The 22399-nt window shown below is 39.8% G+C and carries 22 protein-coding genes, 2 pseudogenes and 1 other annotated feature; of the genes and pseudogenes, 1 reads left to right on the top strand and 23 read right to left on the bottom strand.

Annotated elements, in window-relative coordinates; translation table 11 throughout:
* Position 1: 1 nt before the first annotated feature.
* The 3 genes from B7697_RS08465 to B7697_RS08455 all read right to left on the bottom strand — a co-directional run bounded on the left by B7697_RS08465 (position 2) and on the right by B7697_RS08455 (position 2955).
* On the bottom strand, positions 2-1213 hold the full coding sequence (locus tag B7697_RS08465; protein ID WP_084927481.1) for a phosphopentomutase: 1212 nt from the start codon (positions 1211-1213) through the stop codon (positions 2-4).
* Positions 1214-1236: 23 nt separating this feature from the next.
* Entirely contained in the window at positions 1237-1920 is a 684-nt protein-coding gene (gene rpiA, locus B7697_RS08460; RefSeq protein ID WP_084951340.1) for a ribose-5-phosphate isomerase RpiA, read from the bottom strand.
* A gap of 105 nt (positions 1921-2025) precedes the next feature.
* On the bottom strand, positions 2026-2955 hold the full coding sequence (locus tag B7697_RS08455) for a peptidase U32 family protein (RefSeq protein WP_084951337.1): 930 nt from the start codon (positions 2953-2955) through the stop codon (positions 2026-2028).
* A 139-nt stretch (positions 2956-3094) separates the two neighbouring features.
* Between B7697_RS08455 and B7697_RS08450 the strand changes: the two genes are divergently transcribed.
* Entirely contained in the window at positions 3095-3382 is a 288-nt protein-coding gene (locus B7697_RS08450; RefSeq protein ID WP_084951334.1) for a DUF3270 domain-containing protein, read from the top strand.
* 33 nt (positions 3383-3415) lie between these two features.
* Here B7697_RS08450 and ciaH read toward each other — a convergent pair whose 3' ends face one another.
* The 20 genes and pseudogenes from ciaH to B7697_RS08355 all read right to left on the bottom strand — a co-directional run bounded on the left by ciaH (position 3416) and on the right by B7697_RS08355 (position 22375).
* The gene (gene ciaH / locus B7697_RS08445; protein ID WP_084951332.1) at positions 3416-4750 is read right to left on the bottom strand and encodes a two-component system sensor histidine kinase CiaH; all 1335 of its coding nucleotides are present in this window, start codon (positions 4748-4750) and stop codon (positions 3416-3418) included.
* Positions 4740-5414, bottom strand: a complete 675-nt coding sequence (ciaR, locus tag B7697_RS08440) for a two-component system response regulator CiaR (RefSeq protein ID WP_000590639.1) — start codon at positions 5412-5414, stop codon at positions 4740-4742. Before ciaR ends, ciaH begins: the two co-directional genes overlap by 11 nt.
* A 108-nt stretch (positions 5415-5522) precedes the next feature.
* On the bottom strand, positions 5523-8072 hold the full coding sequence (locus B7697_RS08435; protein WP_084951329.1) for a M1 family metallopeptidase: 2550 nt from the start codon (positions 8070-8072) through the stop codon (positions 5523-5525).
* 121 nt (positions 8073-8193) lie between these two features.
* Positions 8194-8634, bottom strand: a complete 441-nt coding sequence (locus tag B7697_RS08430; protein WP_084951326.1) for an ASCH domain-containing protein — start codon at positions 8632-8634, stop codon at positions 8194-8196.
* Positions 8631-9479: a putative PEP-binding protein gene (locus B7697_RS08425; RefSeq protein ID WP_142359006.1), complete on the bottom strand. Its 849-nt coding sequence runs from the start codon at positions 9477-9479 to the stop codon at positions 8631-8633. The genes B7697_RS08430 and B7697_RS08425 overlap by 4 nt, the downstream gene beginning before the upstream one ends.
* Positions 9457-9585: pseudogene (locus B7697_RS09450) on the bottom strand (NUDIX hydrolase); the annotation flags it as partial. The pseudogene B7697_RS09450 and the gene B7697_RS08425, both read right to left, overlap by 23 nt.
* 19 nt (positions 9586-9604) lie before the next feature.
* Entirely contained in the window at positions 9605-10303 is a 699-nt protein-coding gene (locus tag B7697_RS08420; RefSeq protein WP_084951324.1) for a 3-oxoacyl-ACP reductase, read from the bottom strand.
* Positions 10296-10532, bottom strand: a complete 237-nt coding sequence (locus B7697_RS08415; protein WP_000141913.1) for a DUF2829 domain-containing protein — start codon at positions 10530-10532, stop codon at positions 10296-10298. Before B7697_RS08415 ends, B7697_RS08420 begins: the two co-directional genes overlap by 8 nt.
* Positions 10533-10647: 115 nt before the next feature.
* The gene (locus tag B7697_RS08410; RefSeq protein WP_084951320.1) at positions 10648-11463 is read right to left on the bottom strand and encodes an EbhA; all 816 of its coding nucleotides are present in this window, start codon (positions 11461-11463) and stop codon (positions 10648-10650) included.
* A 126-nt stretch (positions 11464-11589) separates the two neighbouring features.
* Positions 11590-12621: a DNA/RNA non-specific endonuclease gene (locus B7697_RS08405; RefSeq protein ID WP_084951518.1), complete on the bottom strand. Its 1032-nt coding sequence runs from the start codon at positions 12619-12621 to the stop codon at positions 11590-11592.
* A 206-nt stretch (positions 12622-12827) separates the two neighbouring features.
* Positions 12828-14906, bottom strand: a complete 2079-nt coding sequence (locus B7697_RS08400; protein ID WP_084951318.1) for a glucosaminidase domain-containing protein — start codon at positions 14904-14906, stop codon at positions 12828-12830.
* Between the two features lie 127 nt (positions 14907-15033).
* A complete protein-coding gene (locus tag B7697_RS08395; protein ID WP_192851488.1) occupies positions 15034-16020 on the bottom strand; it encodes a dihydroorotate dehydrogenase in 987 nt (328 codons plus the stop codon).
* Entirely contained in the window at positions 15983-16783 is an 801-nt protein-coding gene (locus tag B7697_RS08390; protein WP_084951313.1) for a dihydroorotate dehydrogenase electron transfer subunit, read from the bottom strand. The genes B7697_RS08395 and B7697_RS08390 overlap by 38 nt, the downstream gene beginning before the upstream one ends.
* A gap of 248 nt (positions 16784-17031) precedes the next feature.
* Positions 17032-17412 carry a lactoylglutathione lyase gene (gene gloA, locus B7697_RS08385; protein ID WP_084927571.1) on the bottom strand — a complete coding sequence of 127 codons (381 nt, stop codon included), beginning with the start codon at positions 17410-17412 and terminating at the stop codon, positions 17032-17034.
* Positions 17413-17470: 58 nt separating this feature from the next.
* Positions 17471-17830, bottom strand: coding sequence for a 50S ribosomal protein L20 (gene rplT / locus B7697_RS08380; RefSeq protein ID WP_000124834.1), 360 nt, complete (start codon positions 17828-17830; stop codon positions 17471-17473).
* Between the two features lie 51 nt (positions 17831-17881).
* The gene (gene rpmI / locus B7697_RS08375; RefSeq protein WP_001125943.1) at positions 17882-18082 is read right to left on the bottom strand and encodes a 50S ribosomal protein L35; all 201 of its coding nucleotides are present in this window, start codon (positions 18080-18082) and stop codon (positions 17882-17884) included.
* A gap of 32 nt (positions 18083-18114) precedes the next feature.
* Complete coding sequence (gene infC / locus B7697_RS08370) at positions 18115-18645, bottom strand: translation initiation factor IF-3 (protein WP_000848180.1); 531 nt, start codon at positions 18643-18645, stop codon at positions 18115-18117.
* A gap of 15 nt (positions 18646-18660) precedes the next feature.
* Positions 18661-18792, bottom strand: a sequence feature (ribosomal protein L20 leader region).
* Positions 18793-18864: 72 nt separating this feature from the next.
* Complete coding sequence (locus B7697_RS08365) at positions 18865-21105, bottom strand: DNA internalization-related competence protein ComEC/Rec2 (RefSeq protein WP_084951310.1); 2241 nt, start codon at positions 21103-21105, stop codon at positions 18865-18867.
* Positions 21089-21739: a helix-hairpin-helix domain-containing protein gene (locus tag B7697_RS08360; protein ID WP_084951306.1), complete on the bottom strand. Its 651-nt coding sequence runs from the start codon at positions 21737-21739 to the stop codon at positions 21089-21091. Before B7697_RS08360 ends, B7697_RS08365 begins: the two co-directional genes overlap by 17 nt.
* 66 nt (positions 21740-21805) lie before the next feature.
* Positions 21806-22375, bottom strand: a pseudogene (locus B7697_RS08355) (GNAT family N-acetyltransferase).
* Positions 22376-22399: the final 24 nt, after the last annotated feature.

Raw genomic sequence — 22399 nt, 5'->3', positions numbered from 1 at the left:
CTTATACCAATTTATCTAAGAAACTTTCCCCAATCATGGCAGTTTCAACACCAAAGTTATCAGCAACAGTCGCTGAGATATCTGCAAAATGTCCGACTGGTAGCAAACCGTTCCCTTTAAAGGCAGGGCTGTAGACCAACAATGGAATATATTCACGAGTGTGGTCAGTTCCTGCATAGGTTGGGTCATTTCCATGGTCCGCAGTAATCAAGAGAAGGTCGTTCTCTCTCATGGCTGCGATAATTTCAGGCAAGCGTTCATCAAACTCATGCAAGCAATCACGATAACCGTGAGCATTACGACGGTGGCCGTAAAGAGCATCAAAGTCAACTAAGTTTGTGAAGGAGAATCCTTTTTCAAATTCATCAAGTCCCATGGTCTTCAATAATGTATCAATTCCGTGGCTATTTGACTTGTTGTGGCCCATGTCATGGTTGATACCAGCACCGTTAAAGATATCATTGATTTTACCAACAGCGTAAGTATCGATACCAGCTTCATTCAATTTATCCAAAACAGTCGGTGCAAATGGAGATACAGCCAAGTCACGACGATTTGCCGTACGAGTGAAGTTACCTGGCTCACCAACATATGGACGGGCAATGATGCGACCTAGAAGGGCAGGGCGCTCAAGGGTAATCGAACGAGCGTATTCACAGATACGGTACAATTCATCCAAAGGAATAATGTCTTCGTGGGCAGCAATTTGCAAGACTGGGTCAGCTGAAGTATAGATAATCAACTCCCCAGTTTCCATTTGACGTGGTCCAAAATCATCGATAACAGCCGTTCCTGAGTAAGGTTTGTTGGCTTCACGAATAACCTTGCGCCCTGAGAATTCTTCAATTTTTGTCAAGATTTCTTCTGGGAATCCATTCCAGAAAGTATCGAAAGGTTCTGTAATGTTAAGGCCCATGATTTCCCAGTGTCCAGTCATGGTATCCTTACCAAGAGATACTTCTTCCAATTTTGTTGCATATCCTGTTGGATTGCTTTCAGCTGGAACAGTCTTAAGAGGAGTTTCTCGAGGAATATTTCCAAGACCAATTTTAGCCATGTTTGGGACATTCAAACCAACTGCTTTTGAAATGTGTCCTAATGTGTCAGAAGCTCCATCTGGAACTCCTGCATTGACAAAGTTATTAGCATCTGGTGCAGCACCGATTCCTACAGAATCTAATACCACCAAGTGAATACGATTAAATTTTGACATAATGTGTCTCCTTATTATGTTGATTAGTTTGCTTTTGTTGAAGTTAAAATCTGAACCCCATTTCGTCCAGCTACGATCACCTTATCCACCATTTGGTTGAATAAGCCGTGCTCTACAACACCAACGATATGATCCAATTCTTGTCCGAAAGTAATTGGATCTTCAATGACATCCAAGGCAAGGTCAATGATAAAATTCTGCATATCCGTCACCAAACGGTGGCCGTCTTTTTCACGGAAACTTGGTTTGTAGCCAGCTCGCTCAAAACGACGAAAAACCTGCTCTGCGCCATACTGAACCACTTCTACTGGCAATTTAAAAGCACCCAGTTTCTCGACTAGCTTGCTTTCATCCACTACCCAAATATATTCTTTTGAGGGCGTTGCCACAACCTTCTCCATGAGAAGGGCTCCCCCACCGCCTTTGATTCCATTAAACTGACTATCCACTTCATCCGCCCCGTCGACTGTCACATCGACAACATCTACTTGGTCAATAGACTTGAGCGGGATATTAAGACTTTCAGCCTGTTTACTAGTCACACTAGAAGTCGTTACAGCTGTAATATGCAACCCTTCTTCCTTGATACGACGACCAATTTCTTCTACGAAATAATAGGCAGTAGAACCCGTTCCAAGTCCGACTACCATGCCATCCTTGACAAACTCAGCAGCCTTGATACCTGCCATTTTCTTCAGATTTTCCACTCAAACACCTCCATTAAAGAGCTATTTCTATTATAACATGTATCCGTTTTTATTTCATGGATACACTAGAAAAACCCGAACATTTTTATTTCGGGTTTTGATGTCCTATTTAACCATATCAGGATCGTAATCATAGAATCCTGTATCAAGGAAACGGTTTTTAGGGTGAAGTTTACGAACTTCTTCATCCAGCAAGAAAGCTTGGTCATGGCTAAAGTTACCCTCTTGAATCAAGCTACGCGCTTGGATAAAGAGTTTTGCAATCTCAACAAAGTTCTGACCAGGTGTATAGAGACCTTCTAATTTCCAGTGAGTAAAACCATGCTCTACCAATTCTGTCAATTTTGTCATCAAATCAAGGTCATTGTTGGCAAAAATGTGGGTACCATGATTATCTTCAAAAATGGAATAATGGCTCTCAGGGTCACTTGGCTCTGCCAAGAAAAGGTCACGCTTGCGAGTCTTTTCATCATCGATATGCGTGAAGTTATAGTAGTTTTGCAAGAGCGGACGTTTAGAATGATGGATGACACTAGCACCGTAAACCAAAACTTCAGCAGGAATTTCCAAAATCTCTGGCATTTTGAAGAGTTCAGCAGATGGAATTTCACGCGCCAAAACAGCCTCAGATGCACCAGCCTTTTGTCCCCAGAAGTTTATCTGACGACTGCTAGTTACCATGGTTGAAGCATCGTAGATGGTCTTAAAGGAATAACCATCACGATTGACTACGTAAAAGACACCTGCATCCCCAATCGTAATGTAGTCTGTCTGGATTTCTTCCAAAAAGTCTAAGAAAGGCTTGATACGATCCATCATATCTTGGTGCATGAGGGCGTTAACCGCAACGACCAATTCCTTACCTGCTTCATGAACCAACTTAGCAATTTCACGCAATTGGTCATGACTAAAGGTTGTTGGCAGACGAAGGCCAAAATCTTTCTCACCGACATAGATACGGTCTACGCCAGCTTCGAGCAGTTGTTTAACTTGTTCAATACTTTCAGCAGTTGCTGTAATGATAATCTTTTCCATAAGAAAAATTATACCATATTTCTCAAAAATCAGCTATTCTTTAAAAATGAAAAGGGACTTTATTCTTTTTGTAACCTTTCTGTAATAATTCTCTGCTGAAAAAATGATAAAATAGGTATGTACTGTTAAGGAGAGAATAATGCCCGTAAGAAAATTACAATCCTATGAGGTAGACTATCAAGAAGAATTAAACCAGCAGGTTCCCCGCTATCAAGATTATACACCTGAAGCACAATCTGATGCCAATCTCAAGGAAATCCTATTTTTTGTTAATATCGCTGTTTTTTGTATCTGTATTGCTATCTTTAGTTTTATCTTTTTAGCATTAAAATTATCAACTGCTCTTGCCTTTGCCGCAGCAATCGGATCCAGCTTACTTGTATTAAAAATTCAACGATCTATTATCAAACGAAAACGTAGAAGATAAATCCAAAATATCGCCCCAGCTGGAGCGATATTTTTATTTTTTCTTTTTAGATGGTGTGTGGATGGCAATCTTCACTTCAAAGATTGTTCCTTTTGGTTTATTATCTTTAACAGTAATGGTTCCTTTTAGTGCATCTACAATTTGCTTGGCCAGAGATAATCCTAAACCAAAACCACCTTTTTGACGGGTTCTAGCCTTGTCCACTCGATAAAAGCGGTCAAAAATTTTCTTCTTATCTTCTGCGGAAATACCGACTCCATTATCAGAAACAAGTAAATACAGATTGCGATCGGTCACTGAAATCACAAAATCTATTTCACCATCCTCTTCAGTATATTTGATGGCATTATCAAATAGGATGGTCATCAGTTGTTTTAAAAGAAGCTGATCTGTGACGATCGTTCGATGGATACGATTTTCAAAACGGAAGACACGGTCATTTTCCGAAGCAATCATCTCATAGTTCGTGAAAGTCGTATTAAAAAAGCTAGTTGGGACTTCAGCAAGTTCTGGCTTAATCCCATCATCTCTACGAGCTAAATTCAACAAGTTTGTCGTCAAAAACCTCATGTTTCGAACTTCTTCCAAACTCGAAGCAATACTTTCGCTCACATCCATAATGGTAGCTTCTGGCTTACGGAAAAGGGTCTCTAAACGATTTTGCAGAACTGCAAGTGGGGTTCGTAACTCATGACTAGCATTTTCCACAAAGGACTGCTGCTTCTGCATGCTCTCAAGCAGGGGCCGAACACTGACCCTAGCTAGATAGAGACTGGCAAGCAAAGACAGAATCCAGAAACTTGCCATCACAACGACAATCAATTGCTCATGCTTTTGACTAGCCTGCTCCAACTGACTAGTGTTAATCAAGACAGCGGCATACTTGATATTGGTTGAAACCGAACTAATATTCGTTTCCATCAAAATCATGCGATAGATTTCTTCCTGTCCATAGCTATTAAGAACCTGAATCTGATAGATATGACCTAGTTCTTTCTTTTCTAACTTAATCTTATCCAATCCCAAAAATCGATTTCCAGAAAGGAGTTGGGTAAAATTCTTATCAAAAAGAATAACCTCTGTATTGGAACTGACATTGGGTTTTACATCAGTCTTGCTAGTATCTGTGGCAGCATTCTCTAAGTCTTTAATCTCTTCTGTTGCCCTATTTACTGCCAGCTGAATAACTGCCTGAGGATTATTACTCAAACCATGTAGCGTATCGTCCACCGAAGTATAGAGACTCGAGTGCATGACCTGTAAAATAATCAAGGTCATGGTGGAGAAAATCAGAGTGAAGACACCAAAGTTACGAATAAAGTAACTAAAGTCATCCGCATACCATGTTTTTTTTAGTTTACTGAACATCTTTTAAAATATACCCAACACTGCGCAAGGTTTGCAAATTCTCTGCAAAAGTGGTTCCTTTTAATTTCTTACGGACTTTTGAAACATAGACTTCGACAACTGAAATAGTTGTGTCACTATCAAATCCCCATAGACGATCAAAAATCTGAGTCTTGGGCAAAATAACATTTTGATTTTGCAGGAAATAAACTAATAAATCAAACTCTTTCCCCAGCAATTCGACAGGAGTATCTTCAACCTTAACGGTATTGGTTGACAAATTAACTACAATATTTCCATAAGTCAAGGTGTTTTCGTTAAACTTGCCTGAGCGTTTAAGAAGGGCTTGAATCCGCATTTTAAGTTCTTCTAGGTAGAAGGGTTTAGTCAGATAGTCATCCGCTCCCAGTTCAAATCCATGTCCCTTGTCATCCAAACTTTCCTTGGCAGTCATGATCAAAACTGGTGTCGTAATTCCCTTTTCACGCAATTCTTTCAATACTTGGAAGCCATTTTTTTCAGGCAGCATCAAATCGAGCAAAATCAAGTCATAGACGCCACTCTCAGCTTCGTAGAGACCTTCTTCTCCATCAAATACCTGCATGACATCTGCAAAATCGTCTAAAAAGTCAAATACTGAATTTGACAGGCCTAGGTCATCCTCAACCAATAAGATTTTTATCATGAGAAACTCCTCCTTATTAAAACCATTATACCAAATTTGCCTTAAAAAAAACTCAACTCTCTGCATTTTACAAGAGATAGCTGAGTTTTCTTTTTATTTTAGGCTTATTTATTTACTTCCGTATTGAAGAACAACTGCTTCGACCGCAGCTTTTTCACGGTTAATCAAGTCAACACGCGCTGCAATCTCCTTAATTCCCATACCGATGTTACGACTAAGAGCAAGGTCAGAAAGTTGTGGTTCAAAGAATTCCTTGTATTCCACCAAGCGTTGCTGAGTCTTAAATACATGCGCAGGAAGGATAACAAAACTATCAAAGCTCATATCTCCTCCAAGTGCTGCCTTAATCCAAGCCCAGTTTTCACGTGCCCAAGACCAAGCTGTTTCCTGAGTTGCTTGATGATTTAAGAACTGGAAGTACCAAGCTGACAAGTCTTGTGGTTTAACTACAAATTTGTCCTTCCAAGAAGCAATCAAGGTTTGGATATTGTCCGCATCTGTACTGTAGGCAAGAGCTCCTGCCAACTGACGTTTAAAGACAGCATCTGTTGCGTGAGTATAAGTGTCAAGGTAAAGTGCTAACAAGTCTTTGGTCTCATGATGTTTCATCTCGTTGATAAGAACTTGTGAACGGATTGCTGCTGGAAGGCCAGCAAGATTTTCCTTGTGAGTTGCGAAGATTTGACTAGCGACTTGACTAGCTGCTGCATCATTTGAACGAATCATCATAGAAACAGCCAACTGACGAACCAACTCATCCTCATCTGATTCACCATCTTTAGCTTCAAAACCAAGACGGTCATAGTTGTGACGAGCCAATTTAGCTACCAATGCTTTAAAGTCTGTTTCAGCTTCTGTTCCTTCATCGATAAAGCGCTCGAGGGCAGAAATCACTTGAGAAACGGCTGAAACGACAAGGTAAGATTCTTCTTTAGCAAGTTTATCAAGGACTGGGAGCAAGTCAGCATAAGAAATGTGCCCCGCTTCAGCAAGCAAACGACGTTCTTGAACGATTTGAAGTTTACTTGTGTTATCAAGCTCAACTAGGTCAGCAAGAATAGCATCTAACAAGTCTCCTTGATAGTCTGTAATATAGTGGGCTGTATTTTCAGTATTGAAACGAAGAGCTCCTTCATTTTCAGCAAGAAGAGCTGCGTAGCCAGGGATTTCGATGCTTTCAGTTTCGAGTGTATCAGGCAAGCCTTTCCAGTTGCTGTTTAGTGGCACAACCCAGAGACGGTTCTTGTCTTCGTGCTCACCGATGAAGAATTGTTTTTGTGAGATCTTCAAGACATCATTTTCAACTTTGACAGTGAGAACTGGATAACCAGGTTGTTCCAACCAAGAATCCATGAAGGCTGCAACATCACGACCTGACGCTTGACCAAGAGCATCCCAAAGGTCACGACCAATTGTATTGCTGTATTGATGTTTTTCAAAGTAGGCATGTAAACCTTTGGCAAAATCGGCATCACCTAGCCAACGACGAAGCATGTGCATGAGGCGACTTCCTTTGGCATAGACGATAGCTCCGTCAAAGAGCGTATTGATTTCATCTGGATGTTTCACTTCGACGTGGACAGACTGAACACCATCAGTCGCATCACGTTTCAAGGCAGACGGAACACCACCTGTTTGGAAATCTTCAAAGATATTCCAGCTTGGTTCAATAGCATCCACACAGACGTACTCCATCATGTTAGCAAAGCTTTCATTGAGCCAAAGGTCATCCCACCATTTCATAGTTACCAGGTTACCAAACCATTGGTGAGCCAATTCATGTGCCACAACAAGGGCAACTTGTTGACGGCTGGCAAAGGTAGAGTTCTCATCCACAACCAAGTAAACTTCACGGTAGGTCACAAGACCCCAGTTTTCCATAGCTCCGGCTGAGAAGTCAGGAAGGGCGATGTGGAGAGATTGAGGGATTGGGTACTTAACTCCATAGTAATCTTCGTAAAACTCGATAGAGCGAACAGCGATATCCAGTGAGAAATCAAGGTTAGATAGTGGATGAGCTTTGGTTGAATAAACACCTACGAGGGTACCGTTTTTAGTTTTAGCCGTTACACCTTGCAAATCACCTGCTACAAAGGCTAACAAGTAAGAAGACATGCGAGGTGTTGTCTCAAACTTCCAGATACCTGTTTCCTTACGGTTTTCAACATCGATTTCTGGCATGTTAGACAAGGCCAATTCACCTTCTGCTTGGTCAAAACGTAGAGAGAGGTCAAAAGTTGCTTTAGCTTCTGGCTCATCCACACATGGAAAGGCTTCGCGCGCAAAATGACTCTCGAACTGAGTAGACAAGACTTCCTTCTTGACTCCATCAACTGTGTAATATGAAGGGTAAATCCCTGTCATGTTATCTGTGATTTTTCCTGAAAAAGCGATAACCACTTCAACTTGACCTGCTTCCGCAAGTTCAAAATGAAGGGCTTCATTGTCATGGTCAACTGTAAATGGGCGGCGAGCTTGACCTGCAACTTCTACAGAAGCGATTTCCAAGTCTTTTTGATGAAGGGAAATGCTGTCACTCTGTGCTTGCCCAGTGATGGTCACTTTCCCTGAAAACGTCTTGGTCTCACGACTCAAGTCTAAAAATAAATCATAATGTTCAGGAACAAATTGCTTAATAAAATGTTCAACTGCTTGCATAGTTTTCTCCTATCTAAGTTTAAGAGCTAAAGCTCTTCTTCAAACAAACTTATTATATCATTTTTTGTTTAAGAAAAAAGGATTGGACGGTAATTTCCAAAACTTTCTTCCGTCTAACAGTCTACAGTGGGTAGACCTTACGAAATTCTTCTAAAACAACCTTACTATCAGGTGTAAAAGTTAGTCCTGCTTCACCCAAACAGTCTGTGAAAAAGTCCTCATGAACCTGACGCCAATAGGTCATAGATTTGTCTCCCTCACCTTCCTTATAGGCATGTTGCGCAGAAACTTGATTAAAGGGCTGAACGGAAATCCTTGTAATTTCGACAATGCAGACAGCCTGATCTTGACTGTCTAAAATAACATCAAATGTCCCTTCTTGCGGAAGGGGTTCGTCTTCTAGTGCGTAGAGGTCGTAGGCCGAGGCGGTTGCTGTCTTTTCTCCTTTTAAAACCAAATCTGCCAAGAAATCGGCATCTACTCCAAAAGCCCAAGCATCGATTTCATCTCCGATAGAAGGATTGATTTGCTTGTATTTATTCCACATTTCTTGCGGCGTCATAGGTTGCTCCTTTGTAATTTTTTACTTTCTTCTTTTATGTATTTGAGATGGTCTGGATGGTCAATTTCTAAATCAAAAATCTCCGGAATAGAGCTGTAATGGAGAATGCATTCGATACCCATCTGATTCATTTTTTGTATGAAAGAAGTATTCAGATAGCCTGCTACAGCAAAGTCAATATTTTTAATCCTTGCTTTATCCTGCATGTGTCTCAGCATATCTAACATTATTGGACTTTCCATATCATGCCACTGACTGTTTCTCACAGTGGCAAAAACAAAAGAAGTCAAATCATTCATTCCAACTACAATCTTTGAAATGCCCGTTTCCATTATTCTATCCAAGTCAAAATACGCTGACGGTAATTCAATCATCGTGCCGACTTTCCCAGTAAAACCATGCTGACGCAATACTCTAATAGCTTGCTTTAACTGTTCAGCATCATTGACAAAAGGAAAAATAAGAGACAGATTGGGATTGTTTTGATAAACTTCTGTAACGACATGTGCTTCAGCCTGAAATTCATCCGGACACGCCAGCAAACGCCTAGTTCCTCTATATCCAAATAAGGGATGATTTTCATCAAAATACTCTTTAGTCCCCTTTAGACAATTAGCTTCTGTATTTGTTAATTCAGAAAAACGATACCAAACTTCTTCATCTGAGTACAGGGAGCAGATAGTCTCTAGATAATCTTTTACAAATTGCTGACAACTTGCTAATATGATGTTTTGATTAAGCTCTCTCAACAAATATTCCCCACGAATCATGCCGATATGGTGCAATAACTGAGGATAAACTTTTTCAAGAATTTTTTCTCCACTAAGAGCCAGTTGGTTTCTCATCATTCACCTTCCAATTCATGTAAGAAGTATTGCCCAGTTCTGGAAATCCTAATAATTCTGCTTTGACTTTCAAGACTTCTTGCGATGCATTCTCTTCTGTGATTTTTGATTTCCATCAGATCCTCCTACTTCAACGACCAGCCACCATCTATTGTCAGAATTTGACCCTGCATGGCAGATGCCTTTCCACTGGCCAAAAAGAGACTGACTTCTGCCACTTCCTCTGGCTCTATCCAGCGCTTGATTGGTGTTTCACTAGCCACCCAGTCAGCTAGGCCACCTGGCTCAAAGTCCGCAGCGGTCATAGCTGTCTTGACTGCTCCTGGAGCGATACCAAAAACCTGAATCCCAGTTTCAGCATAGTCTAGAGCCAACTGCTTGGTGAAGCCAGCCAAGGCATGCTTAGATGAAGTATAGGCGTGACCACCTCCACCTGCTAGGCTAGAAGCTATAGAGCACATGTTGATGATGATTCCCTTTTTATTTTCCAACATTTGTGTCAAATAATGCCGAGTCAACTCTACTGGAGTAACGTAGTTGATTTCAAAAATCTCTTGAATTTCCTGCGCTGTCTGTTCCAAAAGTGGTCTATAATCATCCAAAACTCCCGCAGTATTGCACAAAACATCAACCTGAGGACACCAATCGAAAATAGGATCTAAGCCCAAGGTCAAATCTCTCTGTAGAAAGTGGAAATCACCCTGTAAGAGTGGATTTTCACCTTGATCCACTCCATAAACTTGATAGTCCTTCTCTAAAAAAAGTCGAGCTTGAGCCAGACCAATCCCTGAACTCACTCCTGTAATCAATACACGTCTAGTCATGCACTTCTACCCAATCCGTCGCCAAAACATCACAAGGTGTCGGACTCCACATGGAAAAACCTTCTCCTTCTCCAGACACGTTGATTAGGAAATAGGGTGTCACTTCAAGTGCAACCCCGTTTTGTTCAATGGTATCAAAAAGCTGCACATAGTTTTCAGCTCCTCCCCAACCAGTTCGTACATATTTTTTCTTAGCCTTTAATCCAGGCAGGATTTCTTCGAAAGTCATGTTTTTCTCCTTTTATATCGATAAATCTTCACTTCATTATAACAAAAAAACCGCTTTAAAACGGCTTTTTGACTGTATATTAGTTAAATAAACTAATAGCTATCCAATTTTTAAATTATTTAAGTTCAATCAGTTTATTATAAATTTTTTCAGTTAACTCTTTCTGCTGTGTTCCTGTTAAATAATGTGATGTACGAATTAAAACTGTTCCATAAACATAGTGTGAACCAGGATTTAAAGCAGTACCATCAAATGCGCTAATATATGTGTTTCGTTTCTCAGCTTCTTCTTTTGTCTTATACACCTCTACATTTCCACCAGCATCATTTCCTTTCTGAACAATATCAGATCCCTCTACTGAATGTGTAACTTGATTGTCAACAAAATATACAGACGCTGTATACCCACCTTGTTTATTCAATTTATTATTTGGATCGTTATTTTCAGTAACAGACTGTACTCCTGTAATTGAAGAAATTTCTTTGAGTCTTTCTTCAACAAAAGTATTAGATGGATTTGTAATTTGTTTTAGTTGAAGAATACTATTTTGATAAAGAGTCTGTTTGTCAGATAAATTCTTTATTGTTTCACTATAGTCCACTGGCTTGCTTAATTCTTCTATTTGCTCCTCAATCTTAGCAGTTGATTTCTCCATTTCTGGTACTTTTCGAAGCGAATTCTGACTATCTTCAATTGCTTTTTTTAATTCTTCTAATTTTTTTGAATCCAATGGCTCTTCGCCAATTTCAATTACCTTCTCAGCCTCAGCTATTTGGCCTTCAACCTCTTTATTTTTTTCTTGTAAATCTTTGACTATATCTTCAAACTTAGTTACAGCAGATCTGTAGGGAACATAAGATAAGAAATAGTATCCAAAACCAGAAATTCCTAATATCAGACACATTGACAATATAATTATTTTTTTCTTCATATTAATCTCCAAAAAATATTTAATATCTTCATAATTCTACTATATTACCCCAAAACACGCAACAAAAAACCGCTTTGCAACGGCTTTTTGACAATGATTTATTCTATTATTTCATCATTTACATGATTACCAAGTTAATCCAGCTGCTATAATTTCTTTCTTAGAGGCATACTTGCCATTTGGTTTATGCCATCTTCCTCTGGAATCTTTGAAATAACCACCTGAATTTGCTGCTTGCGTATTTGATTCCTGACTTTCTTCCTTTTCTTGTTCTGCTTGACGAACCTTTTCTTCCTCTTCTTTCGCCTTCTTCTCAGCTTCTGCTTTTTCCTCCGCCTCTTTCTTAGCCTTTTCCTCAGCTTCCTTCTTGGCTTTTTCTTTTTCTTCTTTTGCCTTTGCGTCTTCAACTAGGTTTTTAGCAGTACCATCCAAATAGTTAATTTCTGCATTAGCCGAAACATTATCTAAAATGACATGTGTTACAGAATACTTATCAACCTTTTCCTTACTGCTCTCCAATTTAATTTCCAAGAGTTTACCATTTTCATCAATGCCTACATATTGCAACTCAATCTGTCTGGGAATCAGCTCATCTTTCTGATAAATTGGTGTCACCTTATAATCAAGATAGTAGTTAGGATGATTAGCGAGCCATGAATCTAATCGATTTTCATAGTATAGCATACTACTCTGGTTATATTCGTCAGTCCCAGAATAATTTCCAGCATTGAGCCAGTTAGTCATAGGAACTAAATTTCTCTTTTCATCATTCAGACCACTAAATTGGTAACCAATTAAATGACCTCTACTCATCAACCAAGCTTCTTCCCGGCCATCTCCGTAAAAGAATTTATAGTTGTGCCACCCTACTGGATCATAGGTCAATTTTGAATCTCTTTTCTCAGTTGGCTCATCTCTATCCTTTAGCTGAATATGAGCACCCGTCGCACGATTTTTAGAATCTAGTTCGCCAAGTTCAAGCTGTTTTTCACTTTTAAAAGGCAAGAGACCAGCTTCTTTGAACAACTTCTCATCAAACTTAGCTTGTGTTTGTTCCACTTTTGCTTCTGAAACTTTTGCTTCTTCCTTATGACCAGAACAAGCCGCCAAAGTAAAGGCTGACAAAATGGATAGACTAACATAAACAAACTTCTTCATCTTTAACATCTTTTTAATTTCCTTTAGCATTTTTATTACATTTTACTATAATATATCAAAGTAATCAATTGAATTATATGTTATTATTGTTAAAAAACGCTTTGCAACGGCTTTTTGACTATACTTCACTCCATTTTATCTTCTTAAATCTACGGAAAAATAAAAAAACGACAACCACTTTTTCAGCAGTTATCGTTGCTTATCTTTTAATCTTTTCCACCAAGTCGACTATTGATATTCATCATGATACTAGCTATTTTTTCACCCCAGTACGGATCTGATGCATAGCGTACATTCATTCCCGTCGCTTTATTTCCAAGGTGATCTCTTCCACGGTCAATATAGTTCTCACGAATCCACTTGGCCGCACCAAGAATTCCTTTGTCTACATCATCAAATTTCTTAGCGGAATCATAGGGACTGGTATCGTAAGCAGCTATACCGAAGAAGTTATTTTTATCATTAGCAATCTGGCTACGTCCCCAAGCACTTTCTAGCGCACTGTGAGCCATTAAATAGAGAGCATTGACACCGTAACGTTTTTCAGCTTCTTTAAAAATTGCTCCTTTACCGGCAAGACGACTGTTTCGGATATTCATCATCGAATAAACTCTATTTAATTCATCCGCACTATAGTTGGTTGGTTCAGTTAAATTCTTGAAAAGGAAACGATTTTTGATAGTAAACCCATCGAAATGTTCTCCATCCTTTGAATAATACTTCTTACCAATTTTCATGGCTGAAGTATGTGGAGCTACCCGTATACTAGTGTATGGAGAAAGTTCATGGTATAGGAATCTTCCGTCAGTAGTATAGTGAGGAATAAACTCACTTCCTTCCTCAACTAAAGCCAAATCACTTTGATTCATATAACCGGACAATCCTGATATTGAAACAGCTAGACGACTACCCTTGCTTTTAGAGCCATCATAGGTCACAATACTTCCCTGATTGACATAGCTTAAAATATCTCCTGATTCACTGTAAATATAGGCTGTGATTGGTTTGACCTTAAAATATTTTGGACTTTGAATCCACTTTCCGTTATCTTGGAAGAAGTACTCTTTATTTTTGATGTTAAAACCACCAGTAACATAGCTTCCATCTTCTTTCAGGTAGTACCATGCATTGTAGTTAGGATCAAAAATCCATTCATTCTTAGCCATATAACCACCAGATTTGAGGTAATAAGCACCAATCCATTCACGTGAAGCATAAGCACCACCTGATTTTAGGTAAAACCAGCTATTATAAGATTTATCAAAAATCCATTCTTTTTCAGCCATTGCTCCACTATTTTTTAGATAGTAAGCATCTTTCCACTGATTACTAGCCATCACACCATCACTGTTAAAATAGTACCATGTGCCCTTAATCTTTTCCCATTTATTACGAAGGATTTTTCCTGAATCTGTAGCATAATACCATTTATCAGTAATCTTCACCCAAGCATTCTGAGCCATTGCTCCAGTATTATTAAGCAAATAATCGTTCACTAGAGTATTGCTAGCCATAACTCCATCTTGATTGAAGTAATACCAAACATTACCAATTTTTTCCCATCTATTACGAACAATCTTTCCTGAATCTGTAGCATAATACCATTTATCAGTAATCTTCACCCAAGCATTCTGAGCCATTGCTCCAGTATTATTAAGCAGATAATCGTTCACTAGAGTATTGCTAGCCATAACTCCGTCTTGATTGAAGTAATACCAAACATTGCTAATTTTTTCCCATCTATTACGAACAATCTTTCCTGAATCTGTAGCATAATACCATTTATCAGCAATTTTCACCCAGGAATTTTCTACCATTGCTCCACTAGTACGAAAAGCATAGTCATTAACAATAGTATTGCTGGCCATGATTCCATGTTGATCAAATAAATACCAGACCCCCGCAATTTTTTTCCAATTTTTTATTGGTTGATTATTCTCATAAAAAAGCCATTTCCCATGCTCTTTCTGCCAACCATTCTTATGAGCTTCTTCAACTTTTTCTTTATTTGGAATAGCCTCTTGTTTAGAATTATTTTCTTTTACAACAACTGGTTCTTTCTTTTTTTCCGTCTTTTCAGTTTCATTCTTTGTGTTTTCAACAACTTTTTTCTCTTCTGATGCTGGAGTCTGATTTTTTTCTTTAGACTGATTTTTGTCCACAGATTGACTCTTATTCATCGTTTGACTTTGGTCTGTTGTTTTACTATCTTCAGCAAAGACTGATGTTGTAGGCACAATTGCCAATGCAAGCACTGCCGTGCTTACAAGTAGTGTTTTCTTCATTTTACTCCCCTAAGTAGAAATTCATCTACATCATTCGTAATTAACTTTATTCTAACATAGTTAAAGGATGAAAATATTACAAAATGATGAAAATTATGTGTCTTATTGACAATAAGGATAGTCTAGCTTATCTGAGGCTGTCTTTTACTTCCTTGCGGAGATTTTCCAGACTGCTGATGCCATATTTATCCATAACCTTTGGTAAATTTTCGATGATATCAGGACAGGCATATGGATTGGTAAAATTGGCTGTTCCAACTCCAATAGCCGATGCTCCAGCCAGATACATTTCTAGGGCAGCTTCTGCCGAATCCACTCCCCCCATTCCAATAATGGGGAGGTCTGTTGTTTGGGCGACTTGACGGATGAGTTTGAGGGCTACTGGAAAGACTGCTGGACCAGACATCCCACCTGTTCCATTTGCTAGGATTGGTTTTCTAGTTTTGAGGTCAAAGCGCATACCAACCAGAGTATTGATCATGGTTAAGCCACTTGCACCCGCATCTTCTGCTGCTTTTGCGACTGTGACGATATCCGTCACACTAGGAGTTAGTTTGACATAAACTGGTACATCAGAGGCTTCCACAGCTGCTTTCACCACATCATAAGCCAGATCAGGATCTTGACCTATCAAAAGTCCGTGATTACAGTGATCTACGTTAGGGCAAGAAATATTGAGCTCGATTGCTTTCACATTAGCTGCCTTGGAAATCCCATGAGAAACAGCTGCATACTCTTGTTTTGAAAAACCAGCCACATTGGCAATAATAGGAAGATTTGGATATTCTCTTTCCAGCCAAGGCAGTTTTTCAGCTAAAACAGCTTCTAAACCAGGATTTTGCAAGCCGATTGCATTGAGCATGCCAGCGGGTGTCTCTGCCACCCTTGGAGTTGGATTGCCAAAACGTGGTTCAAGGGTTGTCGCCTTGATCATAATAGAACCTAAAAGGTCTAAATCATAGTACTTGGCATACTCTTGTCCAAAACCAAAACAGCCTGATGCTGGAATGATCGGATTTTTCAAATCCAAGCCTGGTAGAGAAACTTGTAAACGATTTGTAGTCATGATTTTCTCCTTATAATACAACTGTTCCTGTGCGGAAAACAGGCCCATCTTCACAGACGCGTTGGCTAACCGTCTCGCTTTCTGGCACTTTTAGGACGCAGGCATAGCAAGCCCCCATCCCACAAGCCATACGAGATTCCAGAGATAGATAGGCTCTTGGGTGGTCATAAAAGGTTTGATTGATATACTTCATCATTCCTGGAGCCCCACATGAGTAAACAGCATCAAATTGATTGTCTAAATCCTTGATGACAACGGACACATTTCCCTTGATACCATAAGAACCATCATCTGTCGTTATAAAAACCTGACTATATTGGGCCAATTCCGTCTCCAAAATAACAGCATCCTTATTAGCAAAACCAAGGACTGTCACTACTTTCACACCACGCGCATGCAATTCCTTGGCCACCTCAAGCAAGGGCGGAACACCAATCCCCCCACCAACAAGGAGTACCTGGCTCTGCTCATCAAGGTCAGACAAGTCAAAACCATTTCCCTGAGGACCCATCACATCAAGAGTGTCTCCCTGACTTAAGGTTGAGAAAATAGCTGTCCCAGCCCCTTCAATCCGATAAATAAGATGACACTGCTTATTAGCCTTATCAATAGACGAAATTGAAATAGGGCGACGCAAGAGATGGGCGTCATCAGGCACACGCAGATGAAGAAATTGGCCTGCTCGCATGGCCTCAACCATTTCCCCTTCTAGGACTAATTCAAAGATTGCTGGCGCGATTTCCTCTTGTGCGACCACCTTCATGGTTTCCAAACGAATTGCACCCAAACGTTTCTTACATGTGGGATTCATGACTTTTCCTCCTTAAATTTTAAGGGGACCAGATAAAGAAAAGACCTTACTTGTACAAGGCCTCAGTTAAAATCGTACAACACAAGAGAGCACACTCAAAAAGTCTCCTCTAGAAAATTGTACTATTCTTTTATCTGACACCTTGTGAGTCTCTCGGGACTCCCCTTAAAGGTTAAATTTTTACTAGTATACTCTTTCAGCTTAAAAAAGTCAAATAGAAAACGAACATTCCACTTGACTTCATGAGATTATTTTTCACGAATGACTTCGACCTTGTAGCCATCAGGGTCTTTAACAAAGTAATAGTTCGGTGCAGTTCCTGGTAGACCATTAGGCGCCGTTACTTCATAGCCTTTGTCGCTATGTTCTTTATGAAGAGCTTCAAGATCAGGGGTACTGAGAGCGATATGGGCAAACCCATCTCCAACCACATAAGGACCGTGATCGTAATTGTAAGTCAACTCCAACTCATAGTCGTCACCCTCAAGTCCTAGATAGACAATCGTGAAGGCATGATCTGGAAAATCTCTGCGACGCAATTCTTTAAAACCAAAAGCATCTTGATAGAATGCAATTGATTTTTCAAGATTTTCTACTCGTAAACAAGTGTGTAGCATTTTTGAAGCCATATTTTTCTCCTTTATTTTAAAAAAGACTGGGACAATCCTGTTCCAGTCTCATCAGTTATTATTTACCAAGTTTTGCTTTAGCTGCATCTGCAAGAGCTGTGAAAGCTGCTGCATCATTAACAGCCAAGTCAGCAAGCATTTTACGGTTAACTTCGATCTCAGCCAATTTCAAACCATGCATCAATTGTGAGTATGAAAGTCCGTTCATACGAGCTGCCGCGTTGATACGAGTGATCCACAATTTGCGGAAGTCACGTTTTTTCTGACGACGGTCACGGTATGCATAGTAGTAAGAGTTCATTACTTGTTCTTTTGCAGTACGGAACAAGATGTGTTTAGCTCCATAGTAACCTTTTGCTAATTTAAGAATACGTTTACGACGTTTGCGTGATACAACGCCACCTTTAACACGTGCCATGTTTTATTTCCTCCAAATATTTCCTAGAATTGTTTACTTACAGTCAAGCTATTATTTCAAGCGAGTAAGCATTGCTTTGATACGTTTGTAATCTCCTGAATGCACCATAGATGCTTTACGAAGATGACGACGTTGTTTCTTAGTTTTTCCGTGGAAACGGTGAGAAGTGTAAGCACGGAAACGTTTAAGTCCACCAGAACCTGTACGTTTGAAACGTTTAGCTGATGCGCGGTGTGTTTTTTGTTTTGGCATGATTTTTTCTCCTTTATTTAACTTTCTGACAATTATTTTTTGTCAGTCGCTGGCGCCAATTGCATGAACATTTGACGTCCATCCATTTTAGCACGTTGTTCGATGATGGCAATATCTTGAGTTGCTTCAGCAAACTCGGCTAAAACTTTTGCACCAATCTCTTTATGGGTAATCATACGACCCTTAAAGCGAATAGATACCTTAACTTTATTTCCTTTTTCAAGGAATTTGCGTGCATTGCGAAGTTTTGTATCAAAGTCACCCTTGTCAATAGTTGGACTTAGACGAACTTCTTTCACAGTAACAACACTTTGTTTTTTACGTTGTTCTTTTTGCTTCTTCTGGTACTCAAATTTGAACTTACCGTAGTCCATAATTTTTGCAACAGGCGGTTTGGCTTGGGGTTGAATCAATACTAGGTCAACATTAGCGTTATCAGCCAAAGCTTGCGCTTCACTGAGTGGCTTGATGCCTAGCTGTTCTCCTTCAAGACCAATCAAGCGAACTTCACGTACACGAATCTCATCATTGATGAATAAGTCTTGCTTTGCTATGGTTTTCACCTCTTTTGTTTTATTAGAGAAAAACAATAGCGGACTCGTAAATATACAAGCCCGCACGTTATGATAGCGTTTCTTAGAAACTTTTCATCCGTAGGGCCAGGCAACTTAATGTCACAAGGCGAGAAGCTCTCACTTCTGCTTTTCTCAACTTTTATATGATACCAAGTTTTCTAGCCCTTGTCAAGATAAAAAGTTATTTTTTTAAAAAGTTTCTGCTCATTAACCAACCGTTTCTATTTTCCAACTTTTCCACCCCTTAAAGCGTATAGCTCCTTGCTGGTCAGTTCGGTAAACTTTGCTATTGATATCTTCCAGTCGTGTCAAGGTTTCCTGATGAGGTAGTTTGGTTCGATTGCTCTTTCCAACTGAGATAAGAGTAAGCTCTGGTTTGAGCTGTTCTAGAAAGGCTGAACTTGATGATTTTTTAGAGCCATGTTGGCTAGCTTTCAATACATCCACCTCTAAGTCAGGATATTGCTTCAGCATGTCCTTCTCTCCTTTCTCCTCCAAATTTCCCGTGAAGAGAAAGTGCTTATCCAAAAGTTTTCCATACAGAACCAGGGAATCATCATAACCTCCATCTCCTATTTTCCTTGGAGCTAGGACTTCTAACTGACTTCCAAAAATTAGCAAGTTCTCTCCTGTTGTCACACTGCGCACCTTGGTTTGAGTTGCCTGTAGTTCTGCAACAATTTCCTTCTGTTTCAAACTGCCTTTGGACACTAAAATTTCGCCTACATGGAAAGCCTTGGTCACCTCCAACAAATCTCCAACATGTTCCTTGTCCGTATTTGTCAAAATCAGCTGGTCAATCTTATCTACTCCTCGACTTTTGAGATAGGGAATCAAGGTTCGCTGGGCATTGCTGGTTGTCGCCTTTTCTTGCCATTTTTCAATTTTCTTATCAGACTCTGCCTTACCTCCCACATCTATGAGAATGGTCTTACCAGTTACATCCCGTAAGAAAATACTTTCGCCTTGCCCCACATCCAGCATGGTAATTTCATTTTCCAGTGGATGCTTGGTCAGGAAAAAGAGACCTGTAATCAGTAAGCTCAATACTATTATCATTTTAATGTTTTTCCTCAAATCATAGACTAAAGCCAAGGAAATTAACAATAAAATTAAAAGCCATGCATTGGGTTGTCCAAAGACTAGAGGCCTACTTGCCACCTGTGATACCAAGCGAATCATCCCCTCCAACCATTCAAAAATAAAATTCAGCTGAATGACTGGATAGAGAAAGGAAAGGGCAAATAAGATAGACAGGAGCGGTAAGAAGACCAAATCAAATAGAAAGGAAAAGACAAAGGTCAAAAGGATGGACCAAGGTTGAAATTCCGCAAAATAGAAGGACAGAATGGGCAGTATTCCCAAGGAAATGACTAGACTTTCTCTAGCAACAGCCTTGAGGCCCTCTCCTTCTTTGCTGGTCATGGTCAAGATAAAAGCATAGGCGCAGGACAAGACTCCTCCTGCAGTCAGGAAAAAGTTTGGCATGATGATAAAGAGGATAAGGACCGTCAAGGCAAAATTATCTAATCCCTTAACACCATGTTGAGCCAGTAGCTTTTGCAAAAGACTGCGAATAACCGAAGTTGAAAATCCTGTCAGACCAGCATAGAGAATGGAAAAGGGATAGGTCAGCCATTTCAACTTTTCTTGGGTCAAGCCCAATCGCAAGAGGAGTTTCTTAAATCCGTCCATGAAAAAACCTACCTGCATACCCGACAAGGCAAAGAGGTGGATAATTCCTAAACTAGAATAAAGCCCGTTCATCTCCTCAAAGTCGGTGTCCAGATGTCCTAACAAGAGCCCTGTCATGTAATTGCGCATAGGGTCTGGAAAATGCGTCTTAATCCAAACCACAGTCTTTCGACGTAAACTGGACAGATTTTCTCCTATATCCCAACTGCTAACCTTTTGAAGTGACTGGATTCTTTTGATAGTTAATGTTTGGTAAATCCCTTGAGTTTTCAGATAGGCTTGGTAGTCAAAACCACCAAAATTTCTCTGCCCGTCTGGTTCTGAAAGTTTTCCTTCTAGTCCTATCTCATGAAGGTCGGTTAAAGCTTGAAAGGCTTCTTTCTCCTCCTCGGACTGGAGTTTATAATAGACTTGAAAAATGCGTCCATCAGACTTACCACGAAAGGATAGACTATCACCATTGACCTTAACAGTGTCTGGTAAAATCCGTACCCTTTCAACAGAATCCGCCAAATTTTGACTCGCTTGACTCTGTTGCCAATTTTGAAACAGAAACCAGAAACCAAAGATTCCACAAATTATTAGAACTTTACCAGCAGATTTCCACGGAAATTGGATAAAGAGACAGACTAGCAGAAAAACAAAACCTAGTAGTGCGAGATAAGATGATGAGAAAATGGCGTAGTAAAGCCAAAGCAACAGAAAACTAAGGTAAATTAGGGGAATAGAGAAATTCTTAATCCACTGTAACATAATCTTTTAACTTTTCTATGGTCTTGGCACCAATGCCAGAGACTTTCTTGAGTTCATCAACCGACTTGAATTTCCCATTTGCCTCACGATGGTCGATAATATCCTGAGCTCGTTTGCCACCCAGTCCTTTGACCTGCTTGAGTTCTTCCAGACTGGCCTTATTGAGATTGACCTTCTTTTCCTTGCTCGTTGAGGAAGCCGTCCCAGGACCTGCCTGCTGACTAGCTGATTCTTCTCCCTTAGTTGGGACGTAAACTAGAGCCTCATCACTAACTTTCTGAGCTAGATTGAGTGACTTACCGTCTGCTTGATCTGTCAAACCACCAGCCTTCTGAACAGCATCATTAACTCGACTACCTACCGGCAAATCATAAATTCCAGGTGCTATAACAGCGCCTTTTACATCTACTGTGATTAGATCTTGTTCAACCGGTTCTTCCTTTTCTTCCTTCTTCACATCCTTTTCGTTCGATGAATCCTTGGAAACAGCGGCAACTTCTGCCTGTAAATTCGTTTCCTTTACAGGTGTTTGTGGAGCTGGCTTTAGCAGGAAAAATCCTCCTACAAGCAAGCCCAGACCAGTACAGATAACAATGATTTTATACTCTTTGATTTTCTCGATAATTGCTTCCATATTTTCTCCTCTCTTAGATTATTCGTAAGAGGAAGAAAAAACAGTCGAAAATTTCTTCTCAACTGCTTATTTATTTGCAAAATAGTCTTCCTTGGTCAAGACATAATGAACTCTTGTCACAATTCGGCCTTTTTCATGCTGGTCCATACAAGCATAAGGTTCTTCGTGAGAAAAATGCATTCCTGATTTCTCCATGACCTTTCCTGACGCGGGATTAGCCTTATCGTGTAAAGCAACTAACTTATTCATTCCTATCTTCTCAAAAGCTAGCTCAATTACGGCACGATTGGCTTCTGTCGTCAATCCTTGATTCCAATACTTTTTATTGATAATGTAGCCAATAGCTGCCTTCTTAAGAACAGGATCAATCTTGTGCAAGTCAATGGTTCCAATAAACTGACCATTGCTTTTTAGTTCTATTCCCCACCGTCCCAAGGGATTGGCCAAGTAGAACTGAGCAATGTTGTTCTTGGCTTCTTCCAAGCTTTAATTGGTTAGAAAAGTGTAGCGTGTATTTTCTATGTCCGAGGCATAGTCAAACATTTCTTGCGCATCATCCAAAGTTACAGGTCTAAGTAATAAACGCTCAGTCTCGACTATTGGATACTGAGCTAGTTTTAAAAAGATTGATTCCATACGTTTCTACCATTCAAAAGTATT

Source organism: Streptococcus mitis, assembly GCF_002096895.1.
Taxonomy (GTDB): domain Bacteria; phylum Bacillota; class Bacilli; order Lactobacillales; family Streptococcaceae; genus Streptococcus; species Streptococcus mitis_AH.
This window is presented reverse-complemented; position numbering and strand designations above follow the sequence as displayed.

Excerpts from the sequence above, each read along its gene's own strand:
- B7697_RS08465 (WP_084927481.1), bottom strand. The coding sequence starts at position 1,213 with ATGTCAAAATTTAATCGTATTCACTTGGTGGTATTAGATTCTGTAGGA.
- B7697_RS08455 (WP_084951337.1), bottom strand. The coding sequence starts at position 2,955 with ATGGAAAAGATTATCATTACAGCAACTGCTGAAAGTATTGAACAAGTT.
- B7697_RS08450 (WP_084951334.1), top strand. The coding sequence starts at position 3,095 with ATGCCCGTAAGAAAATTACAATCCTATGAGGTAGACTATCAAGAAGAA.
- ciaH (WP_084951332.1), bottom strand. The coding sequence starts at position 4,750 with ATGTTCAGTAAACTAAAAAAAACATGGTATGCGGATGACTTTAGTTAC.
- ciaR (WP_000590639.1), bottom strand. The coding sequence starts at position 5,414 with ATGATAAAAATCTTATTGGTTGAGGATGACCTAGGCCTGTCAAATTCA.
- B7697_RS08435 (WP_084951329.1), bottom strand. The coding sequence starts at position 8,072 with ATGCAAGCAGTTGAACATTTTATTAAGCAATTTGTTCCTGAACATTAT.
- B7697_RS08430 (WP_084951326.1), bottom strand. The coding sequence starts at position 8,634 with ATGACGCCGCAAGAAATGTGGAATAAATACAAGCAAATCAATCCTTCT.
- B7697_RS08425 (WP_142359006.1), bottom strand. The coding sequence starts at position 9,479 with ATGAGAAACCAACTGGCTCTTAGTGGAGAAAAAATTCTTGAAAAAGTT.
- B7697_RS08420 (WP_084951324.1), bottom strand. The coding sequence starts at position 10,303 with ATGACTAGACGTGTATTGATTACAGGAGTGAGTTCAGGGATTGGTCTG.
- B7697_RS08415 (WP_000141913.1), bottom strand. The coding sequence starts at position 10,532 with ATGACTTTCGAAGAAATCCTGCCTGGATTAAAGGCTAAGAAAAAATAT.
- B7697_RS08410 (WP_084951320.1), bottom strand. The coding sequence starts at position 11,463 with ATGAAGAAAAAAATAATTATATTGTCAATGTGTCTGATATTAGGAATT.
- B7697_RS08405 (WP_084951518.1), bottom strand. The coding sequence starts at position 12,621 with ATGAAGAAGTTTGTTTATGTTAGTCTATCCATTTTGTCAGCCTTTACT.
- B7697_RS08400 (WP_084951318.1), bottom strand. The coding sequence starts at position 14,906 with ATGAAGAAAACACTACTTGTAAGCACGGCAGTGCTTGCATTGGCAATT.
- B7697_RS08395 (WP_192851488.1), bottom strand. The coding sequence starts at position 16,020 with ATGGGCCTGTTTTCCGCACAGGAACAGTTGTATTATAAGGAGAAAATC.
- B7697_RS08390 (WP_084951313.1), bottom strand. The coding sequence starts at position 16,783 with ATGAATCCCACATGTAAGAAACGTTTGGGTGCAATTCGTTTGGAAACC.
- gloA (WP_084927571.1), bottom strand. The coding sequence starts at position 17,412 with ATGGCTTCAAAAATGCTACACACTTGTTTACGAGTAGAAAATCTTGAA.
- rplT (WP_000124834.1), bottom strand. The coding sequence starts at position 17,830 with ATGGCACGTGTTAAAGGTGGCGTTGTATCACGCAAACGTCGTAAACGT.
- rpmI (WP_001125943.1), bottom strand. The coding sequence starts at position 18,082 with ATGCCAAAACAAAAAACACACCGCGCATCAGCTAAACGTTTCAAACGT.
- B7697_RS08365 (WP_084951310.1), bottom strand. The coding sequence starts at position 21,105 with ATGTTACAGTGGATTAAGAATTTCTCTATTCCCCTAATTTACCTTAGT.
- B7697_RS08360 (WP_084951306.1), bottom strand. The coding sequence starts at position 21,739 with ATGGAAGCAATTATCGAGAAAATCAAAGAGTATAAAATCATTGTTATC.